This window comes from Streptomyces sp. YS415 (assembly GCF_023544665.1).
Classification (GTDB): domain Bacteria; phylum Actinomycetota; class Actinomycetes; order Streptomycetales; family Streptomycetaceae; genus Streptomyces.
The window spans coordinates 1-26,984 of record NZ_JAMJFL010000007.1; the positions used below are offsets into that span (position 1 = coordinate 1).

Consider the following 26,984-nt stretch of genomic DNA (forward strand, 5'->3'; position numbering starts at 1 on the left):
TGGTGTGGGGGTGCGCGGGTGGGCGGGGTGGGGCTCAGTCGCCGGGCTGGAGCAGGCGTTCCGGCGGCTGCCCGACGGTGCGGCGCGCAGACCCGCCCGGCGGGGCGGAGCTTGGCCCGCCCGGCGGAGCTGGTCCCGTGCCTGCCTGGCGGCTCCGCGCGCAGCGCTCAGTCGGCGGGCTGGAGCAGGTCCCAGCGGTTGCCGTACAGGTCCTGGAAGACGGCCACCGAGCCGTAGGGCTCGTGGCGCGGCTCCTCCAGGAAGGTCACGCCCGCGGCGAGCATCCGGGCGTGGTCGCGGGCGAAGTCGTCGGTGTGCAGGAAGAACCCGACGCGCCCACCGGTCTGGTCTCCGACCCGGGCGGCCTGGGCGTCGCCCTTGGCGCGGGCCAGCACCAGACCGGTCCCCTGGTCGCCGGGCTCCACGACGACCCAGCGTGAGCCGTCCGGACGCGGGCTGTCCTCGACGAGCCGGAACCCGAGGGCGCCGGTGTAGAAGCGGATCGCCTCGTCGTAGTCGTCGACGACGAGGGTGACCAGGGCGATGCGTCTCATCGGTACCTTCCGGGGACGGGCGATTGACGGGAGAGGTTATACGTAAAACCCACCTCGGCGCCAGTCCAAGCCCACCGGACCGCTCAGCGCTCGGTCCACGGGCCTAGGGCCAGGGCCCGAGGCGCCCCGGCACGGCGCTCGGTAGCGTCCCCGGCATGACGATCACCGATCCGCCCCGCACCCCCGACCAGCGCCGACGCGACGTCCTCGACCGGCTGGAGCGGGAGATCGACATCTGGGTCTCCACGGCGGACGCCGAGGGGGTGCCGTGTCTGGTGGCGCTCTGGTTCGTCTGGGACGGCGAGGCGCTGTGGCTGTCGACCCGGGGCACCAACCCCACCGGCCGCAATCTGCGCAACGGGCGGCGCGCCCGGCTGGCGTTCGGGGACACCCGCGATGTCGTCCTGATCGACGGTGAGGCGGAGGCGTTCACCGCCGAGGAGGTGCCGGCCGCGGCGGCGGAGGTGTTCGCGGCCAAGACGGGGTGGGACCCGCGCGCCGGGCGCGCGCCGTACGACTTCTTCCGGGTGCGCCCACTGGCGGTGCAGGCCTGGCACGAGCAGCACGAGTTGCCGCAGCGGCATCTGATGCGGGACGGGAACTGGCTTGTCCCGACAGGTTCGTCCCCTGTACCAGCCTCGGACATGTGATGCCCCCTGCGGGGTTACCCGGGGGTAACTCCTGATGGTTTGATGTGCGGCGCCACCCAAGCCCCCTCCACCACAGGGAGAACCCGTGACGCCTTCCGCACAGCGCCGTGCACAGGGATCGGCCGCGCTCGCCTTCTCGCTCGCCGTCGCGGGTCTGGCCGGCGCGACGCCCACCGCGTCCGCCGCCGCACAGACTCCGGCGCTCGATGTGTTGTCGTACAACGTGTTCCTGTTCAGCAAGAACCTCTACCCGAACTGGGGGCAGGACCACCGGGCCGCCGAGATCGTGAAGACCCCGTTCTTCCCCGGCAATGACGTGGTGGTGCTCCAGGAGGCCTTCGACAACTCCTCCTCGGACGCGCTGAAGTCGGCCGCCGCGGGCGCCTATCCGTACCAGACGCCCGTGGTCGGCCGGAGCAGGACCGGCTGGGACGCGACGGGCGGGGCGTACTCGGCGACGACCCCGGAGGACGGCGGGGTCACGGTGCTCAGCAAGTGGCCGATCGTCCGCAAGGAGCAGCACGTCTACCAGGACGCGTGCGGTGCGGATTGGTGGTCCAACAAGGGCTTCGCGTACGTGGTGCTGGACGTCAACGGCACCAAGGTGCACGTCGTCGGCACGCACGCCCAGTCCACCGATCCTGGGTGCGACGCCGGTGAGGCCGCCGCGACGCGCAGCCGTCAGTTCCGGACGATCGACGCCTTCCTGGACGCCAAGAACATCCCGGCGGGCGAACAGGTGCTGGTCGCCGGTGACTTGAACGTCGACTCGCACAGCGCGGAGTACGGCACGATGCTCGCCGACGCCGATCTGGTCGGCGCCGACGCGCGCACCGGGCACCCGTACTCCTTCGACACCCAGGACAACTCCATAGCGCGCGACCGCTACCCCGACGACCCCCGCGAGGACCTTGACTACGTCCTGCATCGCGCGGGCCATGCCCGTCCGGCCCTATGGAAGAACGACGTCCTCAAGGAGCAGAGCGCAACCTGGACGGTGTCTAGTTGGGGCACCGAGCACACGTACACCAATCTCTCGGACCACTATCCGGTGACCGGTTCGGCGGGCTGATCACGGCGGGGAGGCTTCACCGCCGGGCCCACTCCTCGGCCAGCAGCCGGTACGAGCGGACCCGGTCCGCGTGGTCGTGGGTCATCGTCGTGATGAGCAACTCGTCTGCTCCGGTGGCTTCCTGGAGCTGCTGGAGCTGGTCGGCGACCCTCCCCGGGGAGCCCACGAACTGGGTGTCGACGCGGTCCTGGACGAGCGCCCGGTCCGCTTCGGTCCAGTCGTGGGCGCGGGCCTCCTTCAGGGTGGGGTACTCGATGGCGCCCTCGGCGGTGCGGATGCTGCGGACCCAGGGACCGTAGCCCTCGGCGAGTTCCCGGGCCGTCTCGTCGTCCTCGGCGACGACGACGTCCGCCGAGACGCTCACATACGGGCTGTCGAGCACCTCCGAGGGCTGGAAGAAGGCCCGGTAACCGTCCACGGCTTCGAGGACGGTGGCCGGGCTGACGTGATAGTTCGCGGCGAAGCGCAGGCCGCGGGCGCCTGCCGCCTCGGCGCTCTGCCCGCCGCTGCTGCCCAGGATCCACACCTGGACGTCGGCGCCCTCGCCGGGCACGGCATGCGCCTCGATGCCGTCCGGGGAGCGGTAGGTGCCGGCGAGCAGGGCCAGGATGTCGTCCAGTTGCTCGGCGTACTCCTGCGACTGCGCGTTCGGCAGCATCAGGAGCTTGCGCTGGAGGGCGATCCGCGGGGAGCCGAGCAACTGCTCGAAACTGAAGCGGGGCGGGATGAGCAGGCCGTTCGCGGCGGCTCGGGGCGGGGCTTGCGCGGGCTTGCCCGTCGGGCGTCCGCCGGAGCGGCCGAGGCCCAGGTCGAGGCGGCCGGGGTGCAGGGCGTCGATCAGGCCGAATTCCTCGACCGTGGACAGGGCGGTGCGGTGGCCGAGTTGGACCGCGCCGGAGCCCAGGCGGATGGTGGAGGTGGCAGAGGCCGTCAAGGCCAGTACGACCGCGGGGGACGTTCCGGCCACTCCGGGGTTGAGGTGGTGCTCGGCGAACCAGTAGCGGGCGTAACCGAGGCGTTCGGTCTGCCGGGCGAGGTCGATGGAGTTGCGCAGGGCCTGGGCGGGGGTCGCGCCGGACGGAATGGGCACCAGGTCCAGGACGCCGAGGGGGATGGCTGACACGGGGTTCTCCTCAGAGGTCGGCTGGGACGGGCTCGGGCAGGACGGGGCCCCAGGGGAACGGTGGATCCGGGATGCTCCGGCGCAGCCGCGGTGCGACCTCCGCCTGGAACAACTCGAGCGACGCACGGTGCTGACGTGGCGTCAGTCCTCCTGCCTCGGCCTGCAGATGCAGGACGGTGTGGCCGAACTGCTCGTGATAGCGGTGCACCTTGTCGAGGACCTGCTGTGGGCTTCCGATCAGGGCGGAGCTGCGGGCGACGAAGTCCTCCAGTGTCGGGAAGACCGGCTCCAGGCCCATGCTGCGCTGCAGCTCCATGGTGCTTTCGAAGACCGGCCGGTAGGCGGCGATCGCCTCCTGCGAGGTGCGGGCCACGTACACGCCCGCGGTGCCGGCCCCGACCGCGATCCTCGCCGGGTCGTGGCCGTAGTGGTCCCAGCGCTCGCGGTAGTGGCGGATGAGCTCGGCGTACGGCTCGATGGGGTGGGTGACGTTCGCGGAGAACAACGGGTCGCCGTAGCGGGCGGCGAGGTCGACGCTCTCCTTGCTGGTCGCGCTGCCGTGCCAGACGCGGACGGGGTGCTGGTACGGCCGCGGCCACACCTCGGCGTCCTTGAGCGCGGGGCGGAAGCGTGTGCTCGCGGTGACCTTGTCCTGCCGCCAGAGCTGCCGGAACACCTCGTAGCTCTCGGCGTTGCGCTCCCACTGGTCCTCGGGCGTGACCTGGAACAGCTCGCGCTGGGCGGTCCCGTTGCCCTTGCCGATGATCAGTTCCAGACGGCCGCCGGAGAGGTGGTCGAGGGTGGCGTAGTCCTCGTGGGCGCGCACCGGGTCGAGCAGGCTGAGTGTGGTCACGGCCGTGAAGAGTCTGATCCGCCGGGTGAGAGCGGCTATGTGGCTGAGCACGACGGGCGGCGAGGAGGACAGGAACGGCCACTCGTGCCGCTCCCCCACGCCGAATCCGTCGAAGCCGAGTTCCTCGGCGAGCAGGGCGCTGTCGAGGACCTCGCGGAAGCGGTCGTGGGTCGGCTTCTGCTCCCCGGTGAGGGGATCCGGCCGGTGCACGATCAGGGTGATGGCGAGGAACTTCATGACGCCGCCCGCTGGTCGCCGAGGTCGTCCGGGTGGGCGAGGCCGAGGTGGTCGCGCAGGGTCGGGCCCTCGTACTCGGTGCGGAACACGCCCTGTTCCTGGAGGAGGGGGACGACCTTGTCGGCGAACTCGTCGAGGCCGCCGGGGGTGATGTGCGGGACGAGGATGAAGCCGTCACTGGCGTCGGCCTGCACGAGCTCGTTGATGGTGCGGGCGATCGTCTCCGCGGAGCCGATGAAGTTCTGCCGGTTGCCGGTCTCGATGACCAGGTCCCGGATCGACCAGTTGTTGGCGGCGGCCAGTGCGCGCCATTCACGGGCGGTGGCCACCGGGTCCCGGTACATGCGGACCTGGGCGCGGCCCTGGGAGATGTGGGTGTCGCTGACGTCCGGGTCGATGTCGGGGAGCGGCCCGTCCGGGTCGTAGGAGGACAGGTCCCGGTTCCAGACGAACTCCAGGTGCTTGAGGGCGGTGGCTCCGCTGACCTGCTGCCGGCGTACCGTCCTGGCCAGTTCCTCCGCCTCGGCGTCGGTGTCGGCGAGCGTGAAGGTGGCGGCGGGCAGGATCAGCAGCTGGTCGGGGCGGCGGCCGTACGTGGCCAGGCGGTTCTTGACGTCGGTGTAGAAGGCCCGCCCCTCGGTGAGGGTGGCGTACCGGCTGAAGATGGCGTCGGCGCTCGAGGCGGCGAACTCCCGGCCCTCGTCGGAGTCGCCTGCCTGGAAGATGACCGGGCGTCCCTGGGGGGAGCGTGGGACGTTGAACTGGCCGTGGATGTCGAAGTGGTCGCCGGTGTGGACGAAGGAGCCTGCCTTGGCGTCGCGCAGGAAGACCCCTGCGGCCTGGTCCGCGACGATCTCGCCGCCGTCCCAGGAGTCGAAGAGTTCGTTCGCCGTGGCGAGGAACTCCTTCGCGCGGGAGTAGCGCTCCTCCTGGGGCAGGAAGCCGCCGCGGCGGAAGTTCTCGCCGGTGAAGGCGTCCCAGGAGGTGACGACGTTCCAGGCGGAACGGCCGCCGGACAGGTGGTCAAGGGTGGCGAACTGGCGGGCCACCTCATAGGGCTCGTTGAAGGTGGAGTTGATGGTGCCGGTCAGCCCGAGGTGTTCGGTGACGGCGGCGAGGGCGGCCAGCACGGTGAAGGTGTCGGGTCGGCCGACGACGTCCAGGTCGTATATCCGGCCGCCCTGTTCGCGCAGTCTCAGGCCCTCGGCGAGGAAGAGGAAGTCGAACTTGGCGCGTTCGGCGGTGCGGGCGAAGTGGGCGAAGGAGCTGAACTCGATGTGGCTTCCGGCTGCGGGGTCGCTCCAGACGGTGGTGTTGTTCACGCCGGGGAAGTGCGCGGCCAGGTGGATCTGCTTCAGGGGCTTGGGCATCGGGGTCTCTCCGGCTCAGGCGGCGTAGCGGTTGGCGGGGCGGGTCAGGCCCAGCAGTCCGCGCAGGGTGGTGGCCTCGTAGGCGCGGCGGAAGGCGGCGCGGCGCTGGAGCTCGGGTACCAGGTGCCGGGTGATCCGCGGGAGGTCGTGCCCGAGTACGGCGGGCCGCAGCCGGAAGCCGGTGAGCCCTCCTTGCTGCAACTCCTGCAGCAGGTCGGCCAGTTCGGTGGGCGTGCCGGTGAAGACGAGGGCGTCGCCGGCGAACGGCTCTGCCGCGAGGGCGTCGAGGCGGTCCCGGCGGGCCGCGGCCGCACCGGGGTCGTCGTCGAGGAAGACCACCAGGTCACCGAAGACGTGCAGGGGCTGCTCGGCGCGGCCCGCCGCCGTCTGCTCGGCGCGGATCTCGGCGACGATCGCGCGTGCCTCGTCGACGTCGTGCGGGGTGATGTAGCCGATGTCCGCCTGCCGGGCGACCAGCCGGTACGGCACGGTCTGGTGGGCCAGGGCGGTGACGATCGGCTGGCCCTGGGGCGGTCGCGGGGTGATGGAGGGGCCCTTGACGCTGAAGTGGCGGCCGCGGAAGTCGATGTGGTGCAGCTTGTTCCGGTCGATGAAGCGGCCGGTGGCGGCGTCGCGTATCTCGGCGTCGTCCTCCCAGCTGTCCCAGAGGCGGCGCACGACCTCCACGTAGTCGGCGGCCTCGTCGAAGAGGTCGGGGACCGTGGGGTCGTCGTAGGTCTCGATCGTCGGAAGGGTGCGGCGGCCGAAGTGGTCGGCCTCGTTCGGGCGGGCGGTGATCTGCACGCGCAGGCCCGCCCGGCCGGTGCTGACGTAGTCGAGGGTGGCGATGGCCTTGGAGAGGTGGAAGGGCTCGGTGTGGGTGGCCACGACGGTCGGGACCAGGCCGATGCGGCTGGTGAGCGGGGCGACCCGGGCGGCGATGAGGACGGCGTCGAGGCGGCCGCGGACCTGGTCGGTTCGCTCGTCGGGGTCGAGGAAGTGCGAGGACTGCAGGCCGAGTCCGTCCTCGAAGGTCACGAAGTCGAGCAGTCCGCGCTCGGCCTCGGTGACCAGGTCGGCCCAGTATCCGGCGGTGAACAGGTCCTGGGGGCGGGCCACCGGCTCCCGCCAGGAGGCGGGGTGCCAGCCGGTGCCGTCGAGGGCGACGGCCAGGTGGAGCGGGGCATGGGGTGTCGAGGACACGAAGGGGTGCCTTCCTGAAGATCCGTACGGAGATCACCGGCCCGCGTATCGGTCGCGGGCACGGCCGTCGGGGAACGGTCAGGAACGACAGAGCGCGCCGGCCACGCGCTGGAGGTCGATGTGGGGCCGGGAGTGGAGGTGCACGGAACGGAACCGGTGGGTCACGTCCGTCACCTCCCTTCTTCGGGCGCGTGCCGGGGCCCGGTCCATGCTCTTGCTCCGCCCAACACCCGGACCGGGTCGCGTTGTTCCCGGTTCCGGTCCGCTGTGCACGGGGTGGAGTTCCTTCACAGCGGCTCGACCTGTGACGGGGCGGCCGGGGTGCCGTCCGCGTGGGCCGCCCAGTCCAGGATCTGGACGGCCGCTCCCGCCGCTTCGAGGCCCTGGCAGCGGGCATGGTGGCGGCGGGCGATCCCGTCCAGGTCGAGGTGGGCGCCGAAGGCCGGGTGGGCGGCGAGCCTGCGTGCGTAGGCCCACACGGTGGGGTGCCCGGCGACACTCTGCACCGCGGCGGCGTCCAGGTGGTAGCGGTGGACGGTGTCGAGCTGCACCAGGGTGACCCACAACTCGACATCGGCGGCGGTGAGGTGATCGCGGATCGCGTACTCGTGCCCGGCGAGCGACTGCTCCAGCGCGTCCAGGGTCTGCGTCAACTCCGCGAGCGCGTCTGCGCGTTCCGCCTGCTCGCCGCCGGCCGACCCGGCGCGCTGCGCGGCGCTCTCGATGCCCTGCGCGCACATCTGCGCGAACGCGTCGATCTCCGACTCCGCGTCGCACGGGTACAGCGGTGGGCGGTCGCCGCCGAAGTGCCGGGCCAGGTCACGGGTGATGTCTGGGGCGTGGGTACTGACGATGCGCCCCGACCAGTCGTCGCTGAGGACCGGGCCGAGAGCGGGTCCTGGGTAGCGGTGGGCGCTGGCGTCGTAGAGCGGGCGAAGCGCGGTGTGTCCGCCGTCGGGGCAGTCGGGGACGGCGGGCAGGTAGACGGCCGGACAGATGTCGTCGAGGCCGAGCAGGCTGTGGGTGACGGCGACGCGGAGGCCGTCGGGGCAGGCGGTCGACAGATGGAGCCGGAAGCGACGCGGCACCGCGTAGTGGCCGCTGCGTGCGTCCAGGCCGATGCGGCCGTGGAACGCGGCGGTGTGCTGCACGGACAGGTGGCCGGTCAGTGGTGTGACGGACATGACTCTCCCCGGGGCAGGAGCGCAGGGTGATGCGCGGTGGAAGCGACGGCTTGCGGGGGGGGTGGGCCGATCCGGGCGCGTCGACGGGAAGGGTGCGGTCGACGCCGGTCGGGTGCGGGCGCGCGGTGGTGGGACCCGGTTACCCGACGGGACCGATCGCGCTGCACACGCGCAGCAGATCGATGTGGCGACGGGACGTCAGCAGGGGCGAGGGCGCGTGCGTACGGCTCACTCGACTGGTGACCGGCTCCTCACGCTCCATGTTCCCTACCTGTTCACTAGGATTCCCTTTTCGGAGTGTCGATCGGGCGGCGGCCGACGTCAAGAGGGTGTCCACAGTGCGGCCGTCGGGACCACCGGCGTGGTCGGCGGTGGGGTGGGCGTAGGGCCTCATATGAGAAAGAGGGGCCCGTGACAGCGGCGGCCCAGCGCCGATGCGGGCCCCTCCGGATCTGCGTCCTACCGCGTACTCCCCGCGCCCGCGAAGGGCGTCAGGGAGCCGGCGACCGTGTCGGTCCGGAACGGGTGGGTCCACAGCCCCCGCGCCGCCAGCCTCGGCAGCACGCCCTCGCCGAACCAGTACGCCTCCTCCAGATGCGGATAGCCGGAGAGCACGAACTCGTCGATGCCCAGCCGGTGGTACTCCGTGATCCGCTCGGCGACCTCGTCATGGCTGCCGACCAGGGCGGTGCCCGCACCTCCGCGGACCAGACCGATCCCGGCCCACAGATTCGGGGTGATCTCCAAGTCGTCGCGCCTGCCGCCGTGCAGGGCGAGCATGCGCCGCTGCCCCTCGGACTCGCTGCGCGCGAGACCGGCCTGCACGGCCCGTACGGTCTCCGGATCGAAGCCGTCGAGGAGGCTCCGCGCCTCCGCCCAGGCCCGCTCCGACGTGTCACGCGTGATGACGTGCAGCCGGATCCCGAACCGGAGGGTCCGGCCGTGCCGTGCGGCCAGTCCACGGATCCAGGCGATCTTCTCGGCGACCTGAGCGGGCGGTTCGCCCCACGTCAGATAGACGTCGGCATGCCGGGCGGCGACCTCCCCGGCCAGGGGCGAGGAGCCGCCGAAGTACACCTCGGGCACGGGGTCGGGAACCCGGGCCAGCTGGGCGCCCTCGACCCGCACGTGCTCGCCGTGGAGGTCGACGGACTTGCCTTCCCACAACTCCCTGACGACGGAGAGGAACTCACCGGTACGGCGGTACCGGTCGTCCTTGTCGAGGAAGTCGCCGTACGCCCGCTGCTCCTGGCCCTCCCCGCCGGTGACGACGTTCAGCAGCAGCCGTCCGCCGGACTGCCGCTGGAAGGTGGACGCCATCTGCGCGGCCAGTGTCGGTGAGACGAAGCCGGGCCGGAAGGCGACCAGGAACTTCAGGCGCTCGGTGTGCCTGCTGACCATCGCGGTGGTCAGCCAGGCGTCCTCGCACCAGGCGCCGGTGGGCGTGAGCGCGCCGACGAAGCCCAGGTCCTCCGCGGCGCGGGCGATCTGGCTGAGATAGCCGACCGTCGGCGGCCGGTCCTGTCCGGAGGCGGTGGCGGGGGTGCCGTGGCCGCCGCCGACGACATGGCGGCTGTCGCCGTTGGTGGGCAGGAACCAGTGGAAGGTGAGGGTCACGGGGTCTCCGATCGGGGCGCGTGCGGTGCGGCGGAGGGTCAGCCGGCGGCGGCCAGCACGGGGCGGCCGCCGAGGGCGAGGGAGAACTGGTCGGTGACCTGGACCAGGGCCTCGGCGGAGCCCGGGGCGACGGTGAGGGTGCCGTCGTCCCTGACGGTGATGTCCTTGTCCAGCGTGAACCAGCCCGGGGTGATGTGGGCGGGCCCCATGGAGTTCAGGACGGGACGCAGGGCGTAGTCGATGGCGAGGACATGGGCGGTGGTGCCTCCGGTGGCCAGCGGCAGGACGGTCTTGCCCGCCAGGGCGTACTGCGGGAGCAGGTCGAGCAGCGCCTTGAGCAGGCCGGAGTAGGCGGCCTTGTAGACGGGGGTGCCGATCACGATGCCGTCCGCCCGCTGCACGAGGGCGGTGGTCTCGACGATCGCCGGGTGACGGAAGTCGGCGCCGAGAAGGGCGTCGGCGGGCAGGGTGCGGACGTCCAGGGGGATCACCTCGTGCCCCTGGGCCCTGAGCCGGTCGTCCAGGTGGCGCAGCAGGCGGGCGGTGCGGGAAGCGGCGGAAGGGCTGCCGGAGACGGAGAGGATGGTGGCCATGGCGAAACCTTTCGGGAGAGGCGGGGTCAGGAGGCGGTCTTGGGCAGGCCCGGAGGATTGATCTCGGACGCGGTCACGGCCTCGTCGGACAGGCCCCAGCGCTTGAGCACCTTCGCGTAGGTGCCGTTGTCGATGACCTCGTTGAGCGCGTCGGCGAGCGGTTCGGCCAGGCCGCTGTCCTTCTTGGTGGTGGCCGCGATGAGGCCCTGCAGGGTGGCTCCGGCGCCCGAATAGGTGCCGACCACCTCCGTCTTGCCGCTGGAGGCGGCGTGATAGGCGGCGGTCGGGTTGGGGCCCAGATAGACGTCGATACGGCCGGACTGGAGCGCGAGATAGGTGTCGCTGTCGTTCTGGTAGTACTTGATGTCCACCGGTTCGCGGCCGGCCTTCTCGTTCTCCTTGCTCCACTCGACGAGCAGCTTCTCCTGGTTGGTCCCGCTGCTCACGGCGACGGTCAGACCGGCCACGTCCGCGGGCCCGGAGATCTTCAGACCGCTGCCCTTCTTCGCCTCGAAGCCGAGGTTGTCCTCGCGGTAGGTGGCGAAGTCGTACTTCTCCTTGCGCTCCTCGGTGACCGTGATGTTGCTGAAGCCGACGTCGTACTTGGCGCTGTCCAGGCCGACGAAGATGTTCTCCCAGGACACGGGGTTGAGGCGGAGCTTCAGCCCGAGGACGTCGGCGACCAGGGAGGCGATGTCGGGTTCGACGCCGATGACGGTCTTGTTGTCGGTGGCGTAGAAGGTCAGGGGCGCGGCGGAGCCGGAGGAGTTGACCACCTCCAGCGTGCCTCTCTTGCGGATCTCCTCGGGGACCCGGTCGGCTATCGCCTCGACCTTCTCGGTGGTGACGCGGTTCTGGTCCGGGCTGAGGTTGATCTTCGTGGTGTCGCCGTTGGCGGCCGCGACCTCGGCCGTGGCGCCGTCGTCGGGGTTGCCACAGGCGGACAGGGCGAGGGCGGCGGTGAGTCCCAGCGCGGCGGCGGTGCGGCGGGCGATCGAGGCGGGCATGGCTGTGCTCCTTGCAGAGGTGGGGTTTCAGAGGACCTTGGAGAGAAAGGCACGGGTGCGGGCGTGCCGCGGTGCGTCGAGTACGGCCGTGGGCGGCCCCTGTTCCACGACGACACCGTCGTCCATGAACAGCACGGTGTCGGCGACCTCGCGGGCGAAGCCGATCTCGTGGGTCACGACGATCATGGTGGTTCCGGTGCGGGCCAAGTCCTTGATGACGTCGAGGACTTCGCCGACCAGTTCCGGGTCGAGCGCCGAGGTGGGCTCGTCGAAGAGCAGCACCTTCGGTTCCAGCGCGAGCGCCCGGGCGATGGCGACCCGTTGCTGTTGTCCGCCGGACAGCTGGCGGGGGTAGGTGTCCGCCTTGTCGGCCAGGCCGACCCGGGCGAGGAGTGCGCGGGCCGTCTCCTCGGCCTCCCGGCGGGGACGGCGCAGTGCGGAGACGGGCGCCTCGACGAGGTTCTCCAGCACGGTCAGATGCGGGAAGAGGTTGAAGTTCTGGAAGACGAACCCGATGTGGGTGCGCTGTTTGAGGACGTCCCGTTCCTTCAGCTCGTGCAGCTTGTCGCCGGAGCGGCGGTAGCCGATGAGCTCTCCGTCGATGCTGATCCAGCCCCGGTCGACCTTCTCCAGGTGGTTGATGGTGCGCAGCAGCGTGGACTTCCCGGACCCGGACGGGCCGAGGATCACGGTGACCTCGCCGGCCCGGACCTGGAGGTCGACCCCGCGCAGTACGGCGAGCGGGCCGAAGCTCTTGTGGACGCCGTGCACGTCGACCATGACGTCGTTCATGTCTTCTCCGTCAGCTGTCGGGTGGCCAGGAGCCGTTGGGTCGCCACGAAACGCCGGACGCGCTGGAGCGGGGTGGGCGGCGGGGTGCGGTTCGCGCCTCGGGCGTAGCGCCGCTCGACGTAGTACTGGGCGATCGACAGCAGGGAGGTGAGGACGACGTACCAGGCGGTGGCGACCAGCAGCAGCGGGATCACCCGGCCGTTGCGGCCGTAGATCACCTGCACCTGGTAGAAGAGCTCGCCGATGGACATGACGTAGACCACCGAGGTGCCCTTGAGCAGGCCGATGATCTCGTTGCCCGCGGTCGGCAGGATGGCGCGCATGGCCTGCGGGAGCACGATCCGGCGGATCTGGCGCAGCCGGGGGATGCCGAGCGCGGCGGCGGCCTCCAGTTGGCCGTGGTCCACGGCGATCACCCCGCCGCGCACGATCTCGGCGGCGTAGGCTGCCTGGTGCAGGGTGAGTCCGATGACGGCGGCGCCGATGGTGCCGATGAGGCTGTTGCTGTCGACCGACCAGAACACCGGCCCGAAGGGGATGCCGACGCCCAACTCCTCGTACAGGGCGCTGAGGTTGAACCAGAACACCAGCTGGACGATCATCGGGATGGACCGGAAGATCCAGATGTAGCTCCAGGCGACGGTCTGGAGCACCGGGCTGCGGGACAGCCGCATGAAGGCGATCACGGTGCCGAGCAGGAAGCCCAGGACGGTCGCGTAGGCGGTCAGTTGCAGGGTGACCCACACCGCCTGGACGATCGTCTCGGAGAAGATGTAGGCGCGGAAGACGTGCCACTCCCAGACGGGATTGGTGGCGAGCCCGTGGGTGAACTGGGCGAGCAGCACGATCACGGCGACGGCTGCGGCCCAGCGGGCGTAGTGGCGGGCGGGGACGACCGTCAAGTCACGTGTTGTGGCGGTGGGTTCGGTCAGAGTGTCGGTGGTCATGGGTCACCTGTGCTCGGGTGGATTGATCCGCGAGGTGTCGATCGCGGAGGCGGTGGTGCCCCACTTCTTGAGGATCCGGTGGTAGGTGCCGTCCTCGATCAGCTCGTTGACGGCCGCCTGGAAGGCCTTGGTGAGCGGGGAGCCCTTCTTGAAGGCGAAGCCGACGTCGAGGCGGTGGTACTCGCCGAGGAAGGTGGTTCCCGCGGCGGGCTGGGCCGCCTGGTAGCGCAGGCCGTTGATGGTCGACATGACGACATCGATACGGCCCTGCTGGAGCGCGGTGAGGGTGGCGCCGTTCTCCGAGTAGACCTTCACGTCGTACGGCTTCTTCCCGGCCTTCGCGCAGATGCCCTTCTGTGCGGTGAGGGTCGCCTCGAAGGTGGTGCCGGCGCCGGTGCCGATGGTCAGGCCGCACAGCTGGGTGAGGTCGGTGATCTTCTCGGTGAGTTCGGTGTTGCCCTTCTTCACCGCGAAGCCCTGGCCGTCGTTGATGTACGTGACGAAGTCGATCGTCTTGAGGCGATCGCTCGTGACGCCGAAGTTGCCGGTGCCGACGTCGTACTTGCCGCTGCCGAGGGCGGGCAGGATCGTCTCGAAGGAGGCGTCCTGGCGTTCCAGGCGTACGCCGAGCACCTTGGCCACGGCGTCGGCGAGGTCGATGTCCTGTCCGGCGGGCGCCTTGTCCTGGCCGTTCGGGTAGTACGCGCCGGGCGGGAAGCCGACCGAGCTGCCGATCCGCAGGCTGCCGACCTCGCGTACCTCGGCGGGGAGCAGGGCGGCGACGGAGTCCACCGTGCGTACGGCGGCGACCGGGTCGCCGGTCGGTGCCGGGGCGGCCTGTGCGCTCGCCGCGCTGTCGGTCCCGGGGGAGGCGCAGGCCGTCAGGGCCAGCAGGGCGACGGCGGCTGTGAGGGTGAGGCGCTTCACCGCGGGGACCTTTCCAGGTGCTTCTCGAAGGGCAGCGGGCCGATGGTTTCCGGGTCGGCCTCCGTGTCGAACAGGGGTGTGTAGCCGGCGGCGAGGTACAGGGCGCGGGCCTCGGGCTGGCGGGGTCCGGTGGTCAGGTGGATGCGGTGGTAACCGCGGCCCACCGCCTCGCGCTCCAGTTCGGCGACCGCCCGGCGGGCGAGGCCGCGCCGGCGGTGCGCCGAGTGCGTCCAGATGCGCTTCAGTTCGGCGGTCGTGGCGTCGTACCGGCGAAAGGCCCCGCCCGCGACGGTCTCGCCGCGTTCCAGCAGCAGCAGGAGCACGCCGCCGCGGGCCGGCGTGAACTCCTCGTCGGGATAGCGGGCGAGTTCGGCGTGGGCGTCCTTGCCGTAGCGGGCGGAGTACTCGTCGCCGAGTTCGCGCAGCAGGGGTCCCACCCGGGGGTCGGTGACCGCGACTTGAATGACCGTCAATGCGGCGGCGGACGGCGCCGAGGGTGCGGAGGTCATCCCTGCACCGCCGCCAGGGTTCCGCGAGCGGCGTCGCGCTTGGCGACTTCCTCGCGGACGAGCGGGATGACGTACCGGCCGAAGTCGATGGCGTCGTCGAGCAGGTCGTAGCCGCGGGCCGAGAGGATGTCGACGCCGAGGTCGTAGTAGTCCAGGAGTGCCTGCGCGACCGTTTCCGGGGTGCCGACCAGGGCGTTGGAGTTGCCCGCGCCGCCGGTGGCGGCGGCCGTCGGGGTCCACAGGGCCCGGTCGTAGCGCTCCCCCGCCTCGGCGATGGCCAGCAGCCGCTGGGAGCCGGTGTTCTGCGGCGCCCCGGTGCGATGGCGGCGCTTGAGCCCCGCCGCGCCCCGCTCCCGGATGGCGCCGACCGTGCGGTGGGCCTTCTCCCAGGCCAGCTCCTCGGTCGGCGCGATGATCGGGCGGAAGGCGACCTGGATGCGGGGGGTGTCGGTGCGGCCTGCGGCCCGCGCGGCGGCCTTCACCGACTCGATCTGTTCCGCCGTCCGTTCCAGCGGTTCGCCCCACAGGCAGTAGATGTCGGCCTCGGCGCCCCCGGCGGCGTACGCGGCGGGCGAGGAGCCTCCGAACGAGACGCGGGGGCGGGGCTGTTGGACGGGGAAGACCTCGCTGACGAAGTCGTGGAAGCGGTAGTGCTCGCCCTCGTGGTCGAAGGGCTCGTGGGTGGTCCAGATCTTCTTGACGATCCGGATGTACTCGCGGGTGCGGGCGTACCGCTCGTCCTTGGTGAGGGTGTCGCCCTCCCGGCCCTGTTCGTGGTCGTTGCCGCCGGTGATGAAGTGCACGGTGAGCCGTCCCTCGCTGATCCGGTCGAGGGTGGCGAAGGTCTTGGCGGCGAAGGTGGGGTAGGAGACGTTGGGCCGGTGCGCGAGAAGGATCTGGAGGCGGTCCAGGCGGCTCGCGATGTACGCGGCGGCGGGGGCCGGGTCCGGTGATCCGGAGCCGTAGGCGAACAGCACCCGGTCCCAGCCGTGTTCCTCGTGGGCGCGGGCGAGCCGGAGTGTGTAGTCCTTGTCGAAGGCGGCGCCGGAGCGCGGGGTGGTTTCGGAACCGTCGTTGGTGGCGGCGATCCCGAGGAATTCCACGGGCATGGAAGGGAGGCCTTTCGGAGACGAGCGCACGCGGGCAGGCCCAGGAGCAATGCGCTGCGGCATGGGTGACAGACCGTCAGAAACGGTGGTGACGACACCGGGCGTCAGGAAGAAAGAGACAGTGCTGCGGCAGCGCGCAAGAAGAGAGCTCGGCCCGCGACGGGGTCACCGAGGGAGGGAAGAAGGGCCGGTCAGACGGCCCGCTGCCGCGTCAGGTACAACACGCGGCGGACCACACCCGACCGAAGTCGATGTGGTCGCGTGAGACCAGACGTGGCTGGGGGTTCATGCGAACAATTGAGCAGGGCAACCAGCTTTTCGTCAAGCCGCGCCCGGATGGCGGACCGGGCCGGGGAGCTGCGCCATGCGTGGTTGACAGCGCGTCGCGAGGGGCCCGTACGATCGCCTCCTGGGCCGCGTTGAGGGACGCGGGCCCGGGTGACGGCACCGGGCGGATCGCTCCCACCTCCCCCGGAGAACTTCCTGATGGTCACGCCTTCCGATGTCTCCCCCGCCCTCGCCGTACCGCCTTCGAAGGAGCCCGGCACCGCCGACGACCCGCGGATCGTGCCGCGCCGGCGCCTCGGCCGCCTGCTGACCGCCGCGGTCGCGCTGCTGGTCCTCGCGATGGTGGTCAACTCCGTCGTCCGCAACCCGGCCTTCCAGTGGGATGTGGTGGCCCGGTACTTCACCACCGCCGCGGTGCTCGACGGGCTGCTGCTCACCCTGTGGCTGACCGGCGTGGTGATGGTGCTCGGGTTCGCGCTCGGCATCCCGCTGGCCGTGCTGCGGCTGACCGACAACCCGGTGCTGCGCACGCTGAGTTGGGGCTACGTGTGGATCTTCCGGTCCACCCCGCTGCTGGTGCAGCTGCTGTTCTGGTTCAACATCGGTGCCCTGTATCCGACGCTCGGCCTCGGCATTCCCTTCGGGCCGCAGTTCGTGTCCGTCCAGACGGTCGATCTGCTCGGTCCGACCCTCACCGCGGTCATCGGTCTGACCCTGCACGAGGCCGCCTATGCCGCCGAGGTCGTGCGCGGCGGCATCCTCTCGGTGGACCCCGGTCAGACCCAGGCCGCGCAGGCGCTCGGCATCGGCAGAGTGCGCACCCTGCGCCGGGTCGTCATCCCGCAGGCCATGCGGTCCATCGTGCCGACGGCCGGGAACATGCTGATCGGCACGCTGAAGGGCACCAGCATCGTCAGCGTGCTGGCGGTGCACGACCTGCTGTACTCGGTGCAGTTGGTCTACAACCAGACGTACCAGGTCATCCCGCTGCTGATGGTCGCCACCCTCTGGTACATCGGGGTCACGACGGTGCTCAGCGTGGGTCAGTTCTACGTCGAGCGCCACTACGCGCGCGGCTCCGCGAGGCTGCCCTGAGCGCGGCCTTCGGAGTGACCTTCCCTACTTTTCCTACCGAGTTACTAGGAAACCATTGACGGGACTCCGGCAGGGTGCGCAGGATGGTGCCATGTCCCACACGCAGCAACGACTCGTACGTCGTCGGCATGTCGACTTTGGTCACGTCGTCAGTGCCGCCTGCTGTTGCGCGTAAGGCACGCATCGCGCGTCGCCACTCCGCTCCTTCTCTTCTCTCACTCCCCCTGAAGGGCGAACGCCATGACCACGGCACTTCCCAGCACTCCCCTGTCCGACGTGCGCCATCTGCGCCTGGTGGACGACATCCCGCAGGACACCGCACCCGGGTCCCCGCCCCTCGTCGGCTACTTCGTCCTCGTGCCCGAGGGCACCGATCCCGCCGAACTCTTCGCCCGGGCCGGGGTGCAGCCGGTGGCGCCTCCGGTCCGGCAGCCGGCGGGCGACGACGTCCAGGTCGACCCCGAAGGCCATGTGGCGAAGGTCGAGGGACGCGAACTCGACCTCACCTACCTGGAGTTCGAGCTGCTGGCCCATCTCGTCCGGCACCCTCAGCACGTGCACACCCGTGAGCGGCTGATGGCGGAGATCTGGGGCTACGACCATGTCGGCGACGGCCGCACCGTGGACGTCCACATCGCGCGGCTGCGCCGCAAGCTCGGCAAGGCCTACCGGGACCGCATCGTCACCGTGCGGAGCGTGGGCTACAAGTACGTGCCCGGCCGGCAGGTCAGCGGCTCCGAGCCCGCGCTGCCCACCCGACTCTGAGGAGAGCACTTCGATGGGCGTCGCCCCTGCCCCGCCCCGGCCCACCCCGCCGCCCGTACCGGACCGCCCGCACTGGCTGCGGGTGGCCCGGGAGACGGCTGACGACCTGGCCACCGACGCGGTGGCCAGGGAGCAGGCGGGCAAGGCGCCCTTCGACGAGGTGTCCCGGCTGCGCGAGGCGGGCCTGCTGACGCTGCTGGCCCCGGCCGCGCTCGGGGGCGGCGACGCGGACTGGCCCACCGCCTACGCGGTGGTTCGCGAACTCGCGGGCGCCGACGCCGCCATCGGCCGGCTGCTCGGCTGTCACTACGTCCTGTCGTGGAGCGCCCGGCTCTTCGCCGAACCGGCGCTCGCCGCGCGCCTCGAACAGAGGTCGGCGGCCGAGCAGTGGTGCTGGGGCGGCGGCATCGCCCGCCAGGAGCCGCGGCTGATGCTGGTGCCGTCGGAGAACGGGTACGTGCTCGACGGCCGGCAGAGCTACCCCACCGGAGTACTGGTCGCCGACCGGCTGGTGGTACGAGCGGTGCGCGCCGACACCGGCGAACCGCTCGCTGTCGTGACCGACCCCGGCCGGGAGGGCGTACGGATCGACGACGACGCCGACCCCTTCGGCCAGCGGCTCGCCGCCGGGGGGAGCGTGGAGTTCGACGGCGTCCGGGTGGACTCCGACGAGGTACTCGGCTCCCTCTCCCTCGACGAGGACCTCCTCTCCCCGGCGGCCTCGCTGGCCTCGCCGCTGGGACGGCTGGTCTCGGTGCAGGTCTGTCTCGGCCTGGCCGAAGGCGTACTGGCCGAGGCCCGTGAGTACAGCCGGATCGGTCACTCGTCCTGGCATCCGGACTGGCCGGCCGGGTCTCCCCAGGATCCCCGCACTCTGACGGAGTACGGGGAACTCACCGTCCTCACCCGCGGCGCGTCCGCACTCGCCGCCGAGGCGCTGACGGCCCTGGACAGCGGGCTGCAACGCGGAGCGGACCTCACTTACGACGAGGGCGCCGAGATCTCGGTCCTGGTCGCGGTCGCCGAGGCCGCCGCCGCCCGGGCCGCACGCGAATCCACCGCCCGTGCCCTGGACATCATCGGCGCCCGTTCCGCCTCCGCCCGGCTGGGCCTGGACCGGTTCTGGCGCGACGCCAGGACCCACACCCTGCAGGAGCCCGTGGCCCAGCGATTCCGCGACGTGGGGGGCTACTTCCTCAGCGGAGAACACCCGCCGTTCACGCTGCCGACCTGAGGCTTCTCACATAGCAAGATTAGCCTGTCCAACATGCGAACACCCCCTTGGGTCGGTGGCCGACTTCTGCCACGATCCCTAGCAACCCGGTAGGGAAGCTAGGAATCGATGGGGGGGGTGGCCATGGGACCGTGCGTCCGCGCAGCGCTTTCGCTGCCGCTGCTGACCTCCCGCCGCCACATCGACCTTCGCCGTACGTCGAGCGCCATCTGTCGGCCTGTCTGAGGCCGCAAGCCCACCTGTCGGCCTGGACCTGAGGCCCTGAGCCGAGCTGTCGGCCCGGCTCGAGGCCGTTCGCCGAACGTGTCGGCCCCCGTACTTCCTTCAGCGATCACCCGCGCCCTCCTCCGAGCGGGCGTGTGGCCGCGCACCCCTGATCCACCACACCCGAGAGGACACCTCCGTGTCTGCCGCAAGACCGCTCACCCCCCTGCGCACCCTCGCCGCCATAGCCGCGCTCCCCCTTCTGCTCACCGCCTGCGGTTACGGTTCGGACTCCGCCGACGACGACAAGCAGGCGCAGGTCGCGGCCGACGCCAAGAAGCTCTCCGCCGACGAGGTGCGGATCGGCTACTTCCCGAACCTCACGCACGCCACGGCTCTGGTGGGCGTCGAGGAGGGCATCTTCCAGAAGGAGCTCGGCGGCACCACGATCAAGGCCTCGACCTTCAACGCGGGCCCCTCCGAGATCGAGGCGCTCAACGCCGGTTCCATCGACATCGGCTGGATCGGCCCGTCCCCCGCGATCAACGGCTACAGCAAGGCGGACGGCTCGAACCTGCGGATCATCTCCGGCTCGGCGTCCGGCGGGGTGAAGCTCGTCGTGAACCCCGACAAGATCAAGTCCCTGAAGGACGTCAAGGGCAAGAAGATCGCCACCCCGCAGCTCGGCAACACCCAGGACGTGGCCTTCCTCAACTGGATCGCCGAGCAGGGCTGGAAGGTCGAAGCGCAGAGCGGCAAGGGTGACGTCTCCGTCGTCCGCACCGACAACAAGGTCACCCCCGACGCCTACAAGTCCGGTTCCATCGACGGCGCCTGGGTGCCCGAGCCGACCGCGTCCAAGCTGGTCGCCGAGGGCGGCAAGGTGCTGCTGGACGAGGGCGATCTGTGGCCCGACAAGAAGTTCGTGATCACGAACATCATCGTGTCCCAGACGTTCCTCAAGGAGCACCCGGACGTCGTCGAGGCCGTACTGCGCGGCTCGGTGAAGGCCAACGAGTGGATCAACGCCAACCCGGACAAGGCCAAGGCCGCCGCCAACGAGGCCCTGAAGAAGGAGTCCGGCAAGGCGCTGCCCGCCGAGGTCATCGACCCGGCATGGAAGTCGATCAGCTTCCTCGACGACCCGCTGGCCGCGACCCTCGACACCCAGGCCGAGCACGCGGTGAAGGCCGGACTGCTCGAACAGCCCGACCTGAACGGCATCTACGACCTCGCGCTCCTCAACAAGATCCTCGCGGCCGAGGGCAAGGACGAGGTCGACGACGCCGGTCTCGGCGTCAAGTAGCGGATCCGAAGAGCTCCCAGGAGGTGACGACCATGGCCATCACGATCGCCAAGACCGACGGCACGGACACGTCGGTCGAGCACGCCGCACGCATCGACCACGTATCGAAGTCCTTCGCCGGCCCGGCCGGGCCCCAGCTCGTCCTCGACGACATCACCCTCGATGTCGCGCCCGGCGAGTTCGTCACCCTCCTGGGAGCCTCCGGCTGCGGCAAGTCGACGCTGCTCAACCTGGTCGCGGGCCTGGACCGGCCGAGCGCGGGCGCCATCAGCACCGACGGCCGTCCCGCGCTGATGTTCCAGGAGCACGCCCTGTTCCCGTGGCTGACCGCGGGCAAGAACATCGAACTCGCGCTGAAACTGCGCGGGGTGCCCAAGCCCGAGCGGCGCGCCGAGGCCGACCGGCTGCTCGGACTGGTCCGACTGCAGGAGGCGTTCGGCAAGCGGGTGCACGAACTCTCCGGCGGTATGCGGCAGCGGGTCGCACTGGCGCGGGCGTTGGCGCAGGACAGCAAGCTGCTGCTGATGGACGAGCCGTTCGCGTCACTGGACGCGATCACCCGGGACGTGCTGCACGATGAACTGACCCGGATCTGGCGCGAGACCGGCGTGTCGGTGCTGTTCGTGACGCACAACGTCCGCGAGGCGGTACGGCTGGCGCAGCGGGTCGTGCTGCTGTCCTCGCGGCCCGGGCGCATCGCCCGGGAGTGGACGGTCGGCATTCCGCATCCGCGCCGCATCGAGGACAGCGCGGTGGCCGAGCTGTCCGTCGAGATCACCGAAGAACTGCGTGGGGAGATCCGCCGCCATGGCCAGCACTGAGACCACCGCCAAGGAGGCGAGCGACCTCGCCGGACTCGAAGCCGGCCTGGACGCCCTGGACGCCGTCCAGACCAGCCGCACCTCCGTCCGTGAAACGCTCACCAGCAAGGTGCTGCCGCCGGTCACGGCCGTCGCACTGGTGCTGTTGGTGTGGCAGGCGCTGGTGTGGATAGAGGTCGCCCCCGCCTACAAGCTCCCTTCGCCCTCCGCTGTCTGGGACGAGGTCCACGCCGCCTGGCTGCAGGGCACGCTCCTGGACTACATCTGGACCAGCGTCTCGCGCGGTCTGCTCGGCTTCCTGCTCGCCCTCGCCATCGGCACCCCGCTCGGTCTGCTGGTCGCCCGGGTGAAGTTCGTGCGGGCGGCGATCGGTCCCATCCTGTCCGGCCTGCAGTCCCTGCCGTCGGTGGCCTGGGTGCCGCCGGCCGTCATCTGGCTGGGCCTGAACGACTCGATGATGTACGCCGTGATCCTGCTCGGTGCGGTCCCCTCCATCGCCAACGGTCTGGTCTCGGGCATCGACCAGATCCCGCCGCTGTTCCTGCGCGCGGGACGGACGATGGGCGCGACGGGGCTGCGTGGTGCCTGGCACATCGTCATGCCCGCGTCGCTGCCCGGTTATCTGGCGGGTCTGAAGCAGGGCTGGGCGTTCTCCTGGCGCTCGCTGATGGCCGCCGAGATCATCGCCTCCTCCCCCGACCTCGGGGTGGGGCTGGGCCAGTTGCTGGAGAACGGACGCAACAACGCCAGCATGTCCCAGGTGTTCCTGGCCATCTTCCTGATCCTGCTCGTCGGCATTGCCATCGACCTGCTGCTCTTCAGCCCGCTGGAACGGCGGGTGCTGCGCAGCCGCGGCCTGCTGGTGAAGAGCTGATCCGCACCTCAGGTCAGCGGCTTCTCCAGGACGGCTTTGCGGTGACTGAACGTCTCGAGGGAGTAGCGGCCGTGGTAGTTGCCCGTGCCGCTCTCCCCCACCCCGCCGAACGGCAGGTCGGACACGGTGAGATGGGCCAGCGGGAGACCGAGGCCGAGGCCGCCGGACGACGTCTCGACGGCGATGCGCCGACGTGTGTCGTCCGACTCGGTGAAGACGTACAGGGCGAGCGGCTTGTCGCGGTCGTTGATGAAGCCGATGGCCTCGTCCAGGCCGGGGACGGTGACGATCGGCAGGACCGGACCGAAGATCTCCTCGCTCATCACCGGCGAGGCGGGGTCGACGTCGGCCAGCACGGTCGGCGCGAGGTACTTCGACGCGCGGTCACCCGAGCCGCCCAGGACCACCCGCCCCGAGTCGAGCAGCCCGCTCAGCCGGTCGAAGTGCCGTTCGTTGACGATGCGGCCGTACTCGGGCGAGGCCGCCGGGTCGGTGCCGTACAGCGACTCCACCGCGCGGACGAGCTCGGGCTCCAGCGCGGCGGCGGTGGCCGGGTCGGTGAGGACGTAGTCGGGGGCCACGCAGGTCTGCCCCGCGTTGAGGAACTTGCCCGCCGCCAGCCGGTCGGCGACGACCTTCAGGTCCGCGTCCCGGTCGACGAACGCCGGTGACTTGCCGCCGAGTTCGAGCGTGACCGGGGTCAGGTGCTCGGCCGCCGCACGCATCACGATGCGGCCGACCGTGCCGTTGCCCGTGTAGAAGATGTGGTCGAAGCGCTCGGCCAGCAGGGCCGTGGTCTCGGGAACTCCGCCCTCCACGACCGCCACCGCCTCCGGGTCCAGGTGGGTGCGCAGCAGCCGGGCCAGCACCGCCGAGGTCGCCGGGGCCAGCTCGCTGGGCTTGGCCACGACCGCGTTGCCCGCGGCGAGGGCGCCGAGGAGCGGGGTCAGCAGGAGTTGCGCCGGGTAGTTCCAGGGGGCGATGACGAGGACGACGCCGAGCGGGTCGTACTGCGTCCAGGCGCGCGCGTCGGCGCCGAGGTGGTCCGGGACGGGGGCGGGCTCGGGGCGCAGCCAGTCGTCGAGGTGAGCGAGGGTGTGGTCGATTTCGCGGACGGTGAAGCCGATCTCGGTGCGCTGGGCCTCCGTGGCGCTTTTGCCGAGGTCGGCGTGGAGGGCCGCGGCCAGTTCCGGGGTGTTCTCGGTGAGCATCGCGCGCAGATTGCGCAGTTGCGTGACGCGCCACTCGACGGGCTTGGTGCGGCCGGTGCTGAAGGCGGCGCGCAGGCGCGCCACGGTGTCGGCGGGGTGGTTCACGGTGCCTCACTGGGGATCGACGCATTGATGCATAGACCAACCATTCGGGCACGCGATCCATTCCCGTGCCCGCTCACCACCTCTCACCTCTACACATAAAGCCTGAATAAGAGCAGACTGTAGGAAAGCGGCGCTTATCCGCATACCGCACCAGACGCGGTCGGGCCTAGTCGAAGGAGACGAGTGATGGCCAACGTCTCGCCCACCAGAGGTGACATCACCAGCCACCCTGATGCACCCGAGATGCGGGATCGGTACGCCCGCATGCTCGGCGGTCGTGATGTGGCGCTTGTGGACGGACCGGTGTTCCTGCTCGGTCTGTACTGCGCCGTATCCCCCTGGGTCGTCCACTTCACGACCAGCCAGCCGAACCTCGTTCCGCACAACCTGGTCATGGGCATCGCGATCGGCCTCCTGGCCCTCGGCTTCACCCGCGCCCCGGAACGCATGTACGGCCTGAGCTGGGCCATGTGCGCGCTGGGCATCTGGATGATCGTCTCGCCGTGGATCGTCGGGGAAAGCCCGGACGCGGGCGTCGTGTGGAACAACATCATCATCGGCGCCCTGGCATTGATCCTCGGCCTGGTATGCGCCGGTACGGCGGCGAAGAGCGTCCCCCGGCCGTAGAGCCACGAAGTGAGGAACGAGAGACAGAAGGAGGACGCGCCGGCCGGTCCGTGACGACACGGGCCGGCCGGCGCTCTGCGTCCGCGGTCAGTTCCCCGGCACCAGCCAGGGCTCCTGCGGCAGCGCACTGCCCGTCTCCAGCAGCGACTTGAGGTTGGACAGCACGGCCGGCCAGCCCAGGGACACATCCGCCAGGTCGCGCTCGGTGCGCAGGTCCTCGTGGGTCACGGTCAGGCGCACGATGTCACCGTGCTGCCGGATGTCGAAGGTGACGCGGGAGGACCGGTCCGCATGCCCCTCGTTCTCCGGCTCGGTCCAAGTGGTGACGAGCCGGACCGGGCGCTCGCTCTCCACCACGGTGCCGACCACGTCGGCGACGCCGGAGCCGTCGGTGCGGACGTGCTCCCAGCGGGAGCCGCGCTGCCAGTCGGAGACATTGCTGTGGCCCCAGTAGGCGGCGGTGAGGTCGGCGTCGGTGAGGGCGTCCCAGACCTTCTCGGGCGTGCTCTCGATGTAGGTGACGTAGACGAAGGTCGGCTTGTCGGTCATGGCTTCCTCGGCTTGTCGCTTGACGGCACCGAGCACGCGCAGGCGCGGGCGCTCGAACTTGTCGATCCATCGCTCCTGGATCTCGTGGAGCGGGACCGGGTTGAGGTAGTGCAGCTTCTCCCTCCCCCGCCGCACCGTGCTGATCAGGTTGGCCGCCTCCAGGACGGCCAGGTGCTGCGTCACGGCCTGGCGCGTCATCTCGACACGCGCGCACAGCTCGCCGAGCGTCTGGCCGTTCTCCTCGTGCAGCCGGTCGAGAAGCCGCCTGCGGGTGTCGTCGGCCAGAGCCTTGAACGCCTTGTCCATGAGGGAGTCACTCTCCGATCGCACACTCACAGTTATGCAGGCAATTACTTGCATGTCAAGCTGCGCCCCGGAACGCTCAGCCGAGTTCCCCGCGGTGGTCCGCCACCCAGTCGTAAGCCGCCCGCACCTGCTCCACCACACCCCGGTCACGGAGGGCGACCATGGCCCCCTCTCCTCGCTCGGCCCCGGCCGCGATGCCCCGCAGGCACCGGTCCTGCCACCACAGCACGGTGTCGATCAGGCCGCCGAGGTCACCCTCGCCGTACGTCTCGCGGACGAGCCGGATCCGCCGGGCGGCCCCGGCCACGTCGGTCACACCCGGGCCGAGGTCGAGGTACTGCCAGCAGACATGGGCGACGTCGTGCACGCGCTCCCCGGGCGCGGCGAGGTCCCAGTCGATGAAGGCCCTCGGCCGTCCAGTGCCGTCGTACACGGTGTTCTTCGGCGCGAGGTCGTTGTGGCAGACCACGTCCCGGTCGCCGGCCAGGGGCGTGCCGTGGGTCAGGTCGTGGAACTCCCGGACCAGCCGGACGGTCCGCACCAGGGCTTCGTCCGCACGGGCCGCGGCCCGCTCCTCGGGGCTCACCGCGGCGCGCCCCTCGATGAAGTCGAGAACCTCCCGCCCCTCCTCGTCGGTGCCGAGGAAGCGCGGGGCGCCCGGCCACCGGTGGCGTTCGAAGAGGGCGAGCAGGTCGCGCACGTACGCCGATCCCGGTGACGGCTCGCGCCGGACCGTCGCTCCCACGCGTACGGCCTTGCTGACCGCCCCGCCATGCAGCGCGTGTTCCTTCATCCGCCCGAGTATCGCCGGTGGCCGGCCGGAACGGTTGCCGCCTCGGTCGTGGGCGTTCCGGGCCGCCGGGTCCGGTGCCGGGCCCGCTGCCGGTCAGCACCGGCCGAGCCATTCGGCGTACCAGGCCACCGTGGCGTCGATCGTTTCGGCCAGGGGGGTCGGCGTCGCGCCGAAGGCCCGCTCGAAGGCCGAGGAGTCCATGATCTGGGGCTCGGTGTGCTGGTAGAACATCTCCGCGTACTCGGCCATGAACTCCGCGTCGAAGGGGCCGAAGGGGCGGGCTTCGGGCACGGGCACGACGGTCAGCGGACTGCCCGCCCGCTTCTCGATCATGGTGAGGACCTCGCGGGTGGTGACGGCGGGCGCGGTGGGCAGATGCCAGACACGGCCGTCGCCTTCGGGCCGCTCGCCGAGGGTCGCGAGGCCGGCGGCCACGTCCTCGATGCTCGTGTAGCTGTGCGGCAGGTCGATGTCACCGAGCCCGGGCACCTCCCCGCCGGTGAGCGCGGCCGGGAACACGGCACCGCCGAGGGTGGAGCTGATCACCCCCGGGCCGACGAAGTCGGCCGACCGGCCGAGGACGACACGGGCGCGGCCCTCGCGGTGGGCGGCGAGGTACTTCTCGTCGAGTTCGGCGCGCATCCGCCCCTTGCGGGTGGTGGCCCGCCACGGCGAGTCCTCGGTCATCACCGCTCCGCCGGTCTCGCCGTACGGGTACAGCGTGTCCAGCACCACCAGGCGGGCGCCGACGGCCTCGACGGCGGCCAGGACGGCCTCCTGGATCCGGGGCATCACCTCGACCTGGAGGTGATAGCCGACGTTGACGCAGTGGTAGGCCACCGCGGCTCCGTCCACGGCGGCCCGGGCGCCCTCGGCGGTGGACACATCGGCGGCGAACCGCTCGACACCGTCGAGCGCGGGCCCCTCCCCCTTGCGGTCGACGAGCCGCACCGGGTGACCGCGGCGGACCAGTTCCCGGGCGAGCGCGGTTCCGGCGGGGCCGGAGCCGAGGACGACGTGCAGAGGGCGTGCAGTGGCAGTCACGGCTGACCCCTTGTC

Annotated in this window: 29 protein-coding genes; 10 read left to right on the forward strand and 19 right to left on the reverse strand. The window is 70.8% G+C overall.

Going from position 1 to position 26,984, the window contains the following annotated elements:
• Window positions 1–167: 167 nt before the first annotated feature.
• Window positions 168–554, reverse strand: a complete 387-nt coding sequence (locus tag M8H82_RS10640; protein WP_250072537.1) for a VOC family protein — start codon at window positions 552–554, stop codon at window positions 168–170.
• Between the two features lie 155 nt (window positions 555–709).
• Between M8H82_RS10640 and M8H82_RS10645 the strand changes: the two genes are divergently transcribed.
• Window positions 710–1,204 (forward strand): pyridoxamine 5'-phosphate oxidase family protein, encoded by a 495-nt coding sequence (locus tag M8H82_RS10645; RefSeq protein WP_250072538.1) that lies wholly within the window; start codon window positions 710–712, stop codon window positions 1,202–1,204.
• Window positions 1,205–1,289: 85 nt separating this feature from the next.
• A complete protein-coding gene (gene sph, locus M8H82_RS10650; RefSeq protein WP_250072540.1) occupies window positions 1,290–2,276 on the forward strand; it encodes a sphingomyelin phosphodiesterase in 987 nt (328 codons plus the stop codon).
• Window positions 2,277–2,292: 16 nt separating this feature from the next.
• Here sph and M8H82_RS10655 read toward each other — a convergent pair whose 3' ends face one another.
• The 14 genes from M8H82_RS10655 to M8H82_RS10715 all read right to left on the reverse strand — a co-directional run bounded on the left by M8H82_RS10655 (window position 2,293) and on the right by M8H82_RS10715 (window position 15,747).
• Complete coding sequence (locus tag M8H82_RS10655; RefSeq protein WP_250072543.1) at window positions 2,293–3,399, reverse strand: LLM class flavin-dependent oxidoreductase; 1,107 nt, start codon at window positions 3,397–3,399, stop codon at window positions 2,293–2,295.
• A gap of 10 nt (window positions 3,400–3,409) precedes the next feature.
• Window positions 3,410–4,489, reverse strand: coding sequence for an LLM class flavin-dependent oxidoreductase (locus M8H82_RS10660; protein WP_250072545.1), 1,080 nt, complete (start codon window positions 4,487–4,489; stop codon window positions 3,410–3,412).
• A complete protein-coding gene (locus M8H82_RS10665; RefSeq protein WP_250072546.1) occupies window positions 4,486–5,859 on the reverse strand; it encodes an NtaA/DmoA family FMN-dependent monooxygenase in 1,374 nt (457 codons plus the stop codon). The genes M8H82_RS10660 and M8H82_RS10665 overlap by 4 nt, the downstream gene beginning before the upstream one ends.
• Before the next feature lie 15 nt (window positions 5,860–5,874).
• Entirely contained in the window at window positions 5,875–7,062 is a 1,188-nt protein-coding gene (locus M8H82_RS10670) for an LLM class flavin-dependent oxidoreductase (RefSeq protein ID WP_250072548.1), read from the reverse strand.
• Window positions 7,063–7,140: 78 nt separating this feature from the next.
• The gene (locus M8H82_RS36755; RefSeq protein WP_374211648.1) at window positions 7,141–7,272 is read right to left on the reverse strand and encodes a putative leader peptide; all 132 of its coding nucleotides are present in this window, start codon (window positions 7,270–7,272) and stop codon (window positions 7,141–7,143) included.
• A gap of 77 nt (window positions 7,273–7,349) precedes the next feature.
• Entirely contained in the window at window positions 7,350–8,246 is an 897-nt protein-coding gene (locus M8H82_RS10675) for a glutathione S-transferase C-terminal domain-containing protein (protein ID WP_250072550.1), read from the reverse strand.
• 459 nt (window positions 8,247–8,705) lie between these two features.
• Complete coding sequence (locus M8H82_RS10680; RefSeq protein WP_250072552.1) at window positions 8,706–9,863, reverse strand: LLM class flavin-dependent oxidoreductase; 1,158 nt, start codon at window positions 9,861–9,863, stop codon at window positions 8,706–8,708.
• A 38-nt stretch (window positions 9,864–9,901) separates the two neighbouring features.
• The gene (gene ssuE, locus M8H82_RS10685; RefSeq protein WP_250072554.1) at window positions 9,902–10,456 is read right to left on the reverse strand and encodes an NADPH-dependent FMN reductase; all 555 of its coding nucleotides are present in this window, start codon (window positions 10,454–10,456) and stop codon (window positions 9,902–9,904) included.
• 26 nt (window positions 10,457–10,482) lie between these two features.
• Window positions 10,483–11,463: an ABC transporter substrate-binding protein gene (locus M8H82_RS10690; RefSeq protein WP_250072557.1), complete on the reverse strand. Its 981-nt coding sequence runs from the start codon at window positions 11,461–11,463 to the stop codon at window positions 10,483–10,485.
• Between the two features lie 27 nt (window positions 11,464–11,490).
• Window positions 11,491–12,255 carry an amino acid ABC transporter ATP-binding protein gene (locus tag M8H82_RS10695; RefSeq protein WP_284048769.1) on the reverse strand — a complete coding sequence of 255 codons (765 nt, stop codon included), beginning with the start codon at window positions 12,253–12,255 and terminating at the stop codon, window positions 11,491–11,493.
• Window positions 12,252–13,202 carry an amino acid ABC transporter permease gene (locus M8H82_RS10700; protein ID WP_250072559.1) on the reverse strand — a complete coding sequence of 317 codons (951 nt, stop codon included), beginning with the start codon at window positions 13,200–13,202 and terminating at the stop codon, window positions 12,252–12,254. Before M8H82_RS10700 ends, M8H82_RS10695 begins: the two co-directional genes overlap by 4 nt.
• Window positions 13,203–13,205: 3 nt before the next feature.
• Window positions 13,206–14,129 carry an ABC transporter substrate-binding protein gene (locus tag M8H82_RS10705; protein ID WP_374211649.1) on the reverse strand — a complete coding sequence of 308 codons (924 nt, stop codon included), beginning with the start codon at window positions 14,127–14,129 and terminating at the stop codon, window positions 13,206–13,208.
• Entirely contained in the window at window positions 14,126–14,638 is a 513-nt protein-coding gene (locus tag M8H82_RS10710; RefSeq protein ID WP_250072560.1) for a GNAT family N-acetyltransferase, read from the reverse strand. The genes M8H82_RS10705 and M8H82_RS10710 overlap by 4 nt, the downstream gene beginning before the upstream one ends.
• Window positions 14,635–15,747: an LLM class flavin-dependent oxidoreductase gene (locus M8H82_RS10715; RefSeq protein WP_250072562.1), complete on the reverse strand. Its 1,113-nt coding sequence runs from the start codon at window positions 15,745–15,747 to the stop codon at window positions 14,635–14,637. The genes M8H82_RS10710 and M8H82_RS10715 overlap by 4 nt, the downstream gene beginning before the upstream one ends.
• Window positions 15,748–16,233: 486 nt before the next feature.
• On the opposite strand from M8H82_RS10715, the gene M8H82_RS10720 reads away from it, so the two are divergent.
• The 7 genes from M8H82_RS10720 (at window position 16,234) to M8H82_RS10745 (ending at window position 22,334) form a co-directional block, all read left to right on the forward strand.
• A complete protein-coding gene (locus tag M8H82_RS10720) occupies window positions 16,234–17,130 on the forward strand; it encodes an amino acid ABC transporter permease (protein ID WP_250072564.1) in 897 nt (298 codons plus the stop codon).
• A gap of 240 nt (window positions 17,131–17,370) precedes the next feature.
• The gene (locus tag M8H82_RS10725) at window positions 17,371–17,895 is read left to right on the forward strand and encodes a winged helix-turn-helix domain-containing protein (RefSeq protein WP_250072565.1); all 525 of its coding nucleotides are present in this window, start codon (window positions 17,371–17,373) and stop codon (window positions 17,893–17,895) included.
• Window positions 17,896–17,908: 13 nt separating this feature from the next.
• Complete coding sequence (locus M8H82_RS10730) at window positions 17,909–19,129, forward strand: acyl-CoA dehydrogenase family protein (protein ID WP_250072571.1); 1,221 nt, start codon at window positions 17,909–17,911, stop codon at window positions 19,127–19,129.
• Window positions 19,130–19,252: 123 nt separating this feature from the next.
• Entirely contained in the window at window positions 19,253–19,354 is a 102-nt protein-coding gene (locus M8H82_RS36760; protein ID WP_351981591.1) for a putative leader peptide, read from the forward strand.
• Between the two features lie 178 nt (window positions 19,355–19,532).
• Window positions 19,533–20,639 (forward strand): ABC transporter substrate-binding protein, encoded by a 1,107-nt coding sequence (locus M8H82_RS10735; protein WP_250072573.1) that lies wholly within the window; start codon window positions 19,533–19,535, stop codon window positions 20,637–20,639.
• Window positions 20,640–20,671: 32 nt separating this feature from the next.
• Complete coding sequence (locus M8H82_RS10740) at window positions 20,672–21,460, forward strand: ABC transporter ATP-binding protein (protein ID WP_250072575.1); 789 nt, start codon at window positions 20,672–20,674, stop codon at window positions 21,458–21,460.
• The gene (locus M8H82_RS10745) at window positions 21,447–22,334 is read left to right on the forward strand and encodes an ABC transporter permease (protein ID WP_250072576.1); all 888 of its coding nucleotides are present in this window, start codon (window positions 21,447–21,449) and stop codon (window positions 22,332–22,334) included. Before M8H82_RS10740 ends, M8H82_RS10745 begins: the two co-directional genes overlap by 14 nt.
• An 8-nt stretch (window positions 22,335–22,342) precedes the next feature.
• Here the strand turns inward: M8H82_RS10745 and M8H82_RS10750 are convergent, their stop codons facing one another.
• Window positions 22,343–23,650 (reverse strand): aldehyde dehydrogenase family protein, encoded by a 1,308-nt coding sequence (locus M8H82_RS10750; protein ID WP_250072577.1) that lies wholly within the window; start codon window positions 23,648–23,650, stop codon window positions 22,343–22,345.
• Window positions 23,651–23,836: 186 nt separating this feature from the next.
• On the opposite strand from M8H82_RS10750, the gene M8H82_RS10755 reads away from it, so the two are divergent.
• Window positions 23,837–24,277, forward strand: a complete 441-nt coding sequence (locus tag M8H82_RS10755) for an SPW repeat protein (RefSeq protein ID WP_250072578.1) — start codon at window positions 23,837–23,839, stop codon at window positions 24,275–24,277.
• An 87-nt stretch (window positions 24,278–24,364) separates the two neighbouring features.
• Here M8H82_RS10755 and M8H82_RS10760 read toward each other — a convergent pair whose 3' ends face one another.
• The 3 genes from M8H82_RS10760 to M8H82_RS10770 form a co-directional block, all read right to left on the reverse strand.
• Entirely contained in the window at window positions 24,365–25,132 is a 768-nt protein-coding gene (locus M8H82_RS10760; RefSeq protein ID WP_250073061.1) for a metalloregulator ArsR/SmtB family transcription factor, read from the reverse strand.
• Between the two features lie 76 nt (window positions 25,133–25,208).
• A complete protein-coding gene (locus M8H82_RS10765) occupies window positions 25,209–25,925 on the reverse strand; it encodes a phosphotransferase (RefSeq protein ID WP_250072579.1) in 717 nt (238 codons plus the stop codon).
• A 93-nt stretch (window positions 25,926–26,018) separates the two neighbouring features.
• The gene (locus tag M8H82_RS10770; RefSeq protein ID WP_250072584.1) at window positions 26,019–26,969 is read right to left on the reverse strand and encodes an SDR family oxidoreductase; all 951 of its coding nucleotides are present in this window, start codon (window positions 26,967–26,969) and stop codon (window positions 26,019–26,021) included.
• Between the last annotated feature and the right edge of the window lie 15 nt (window positions 26,970–26,984).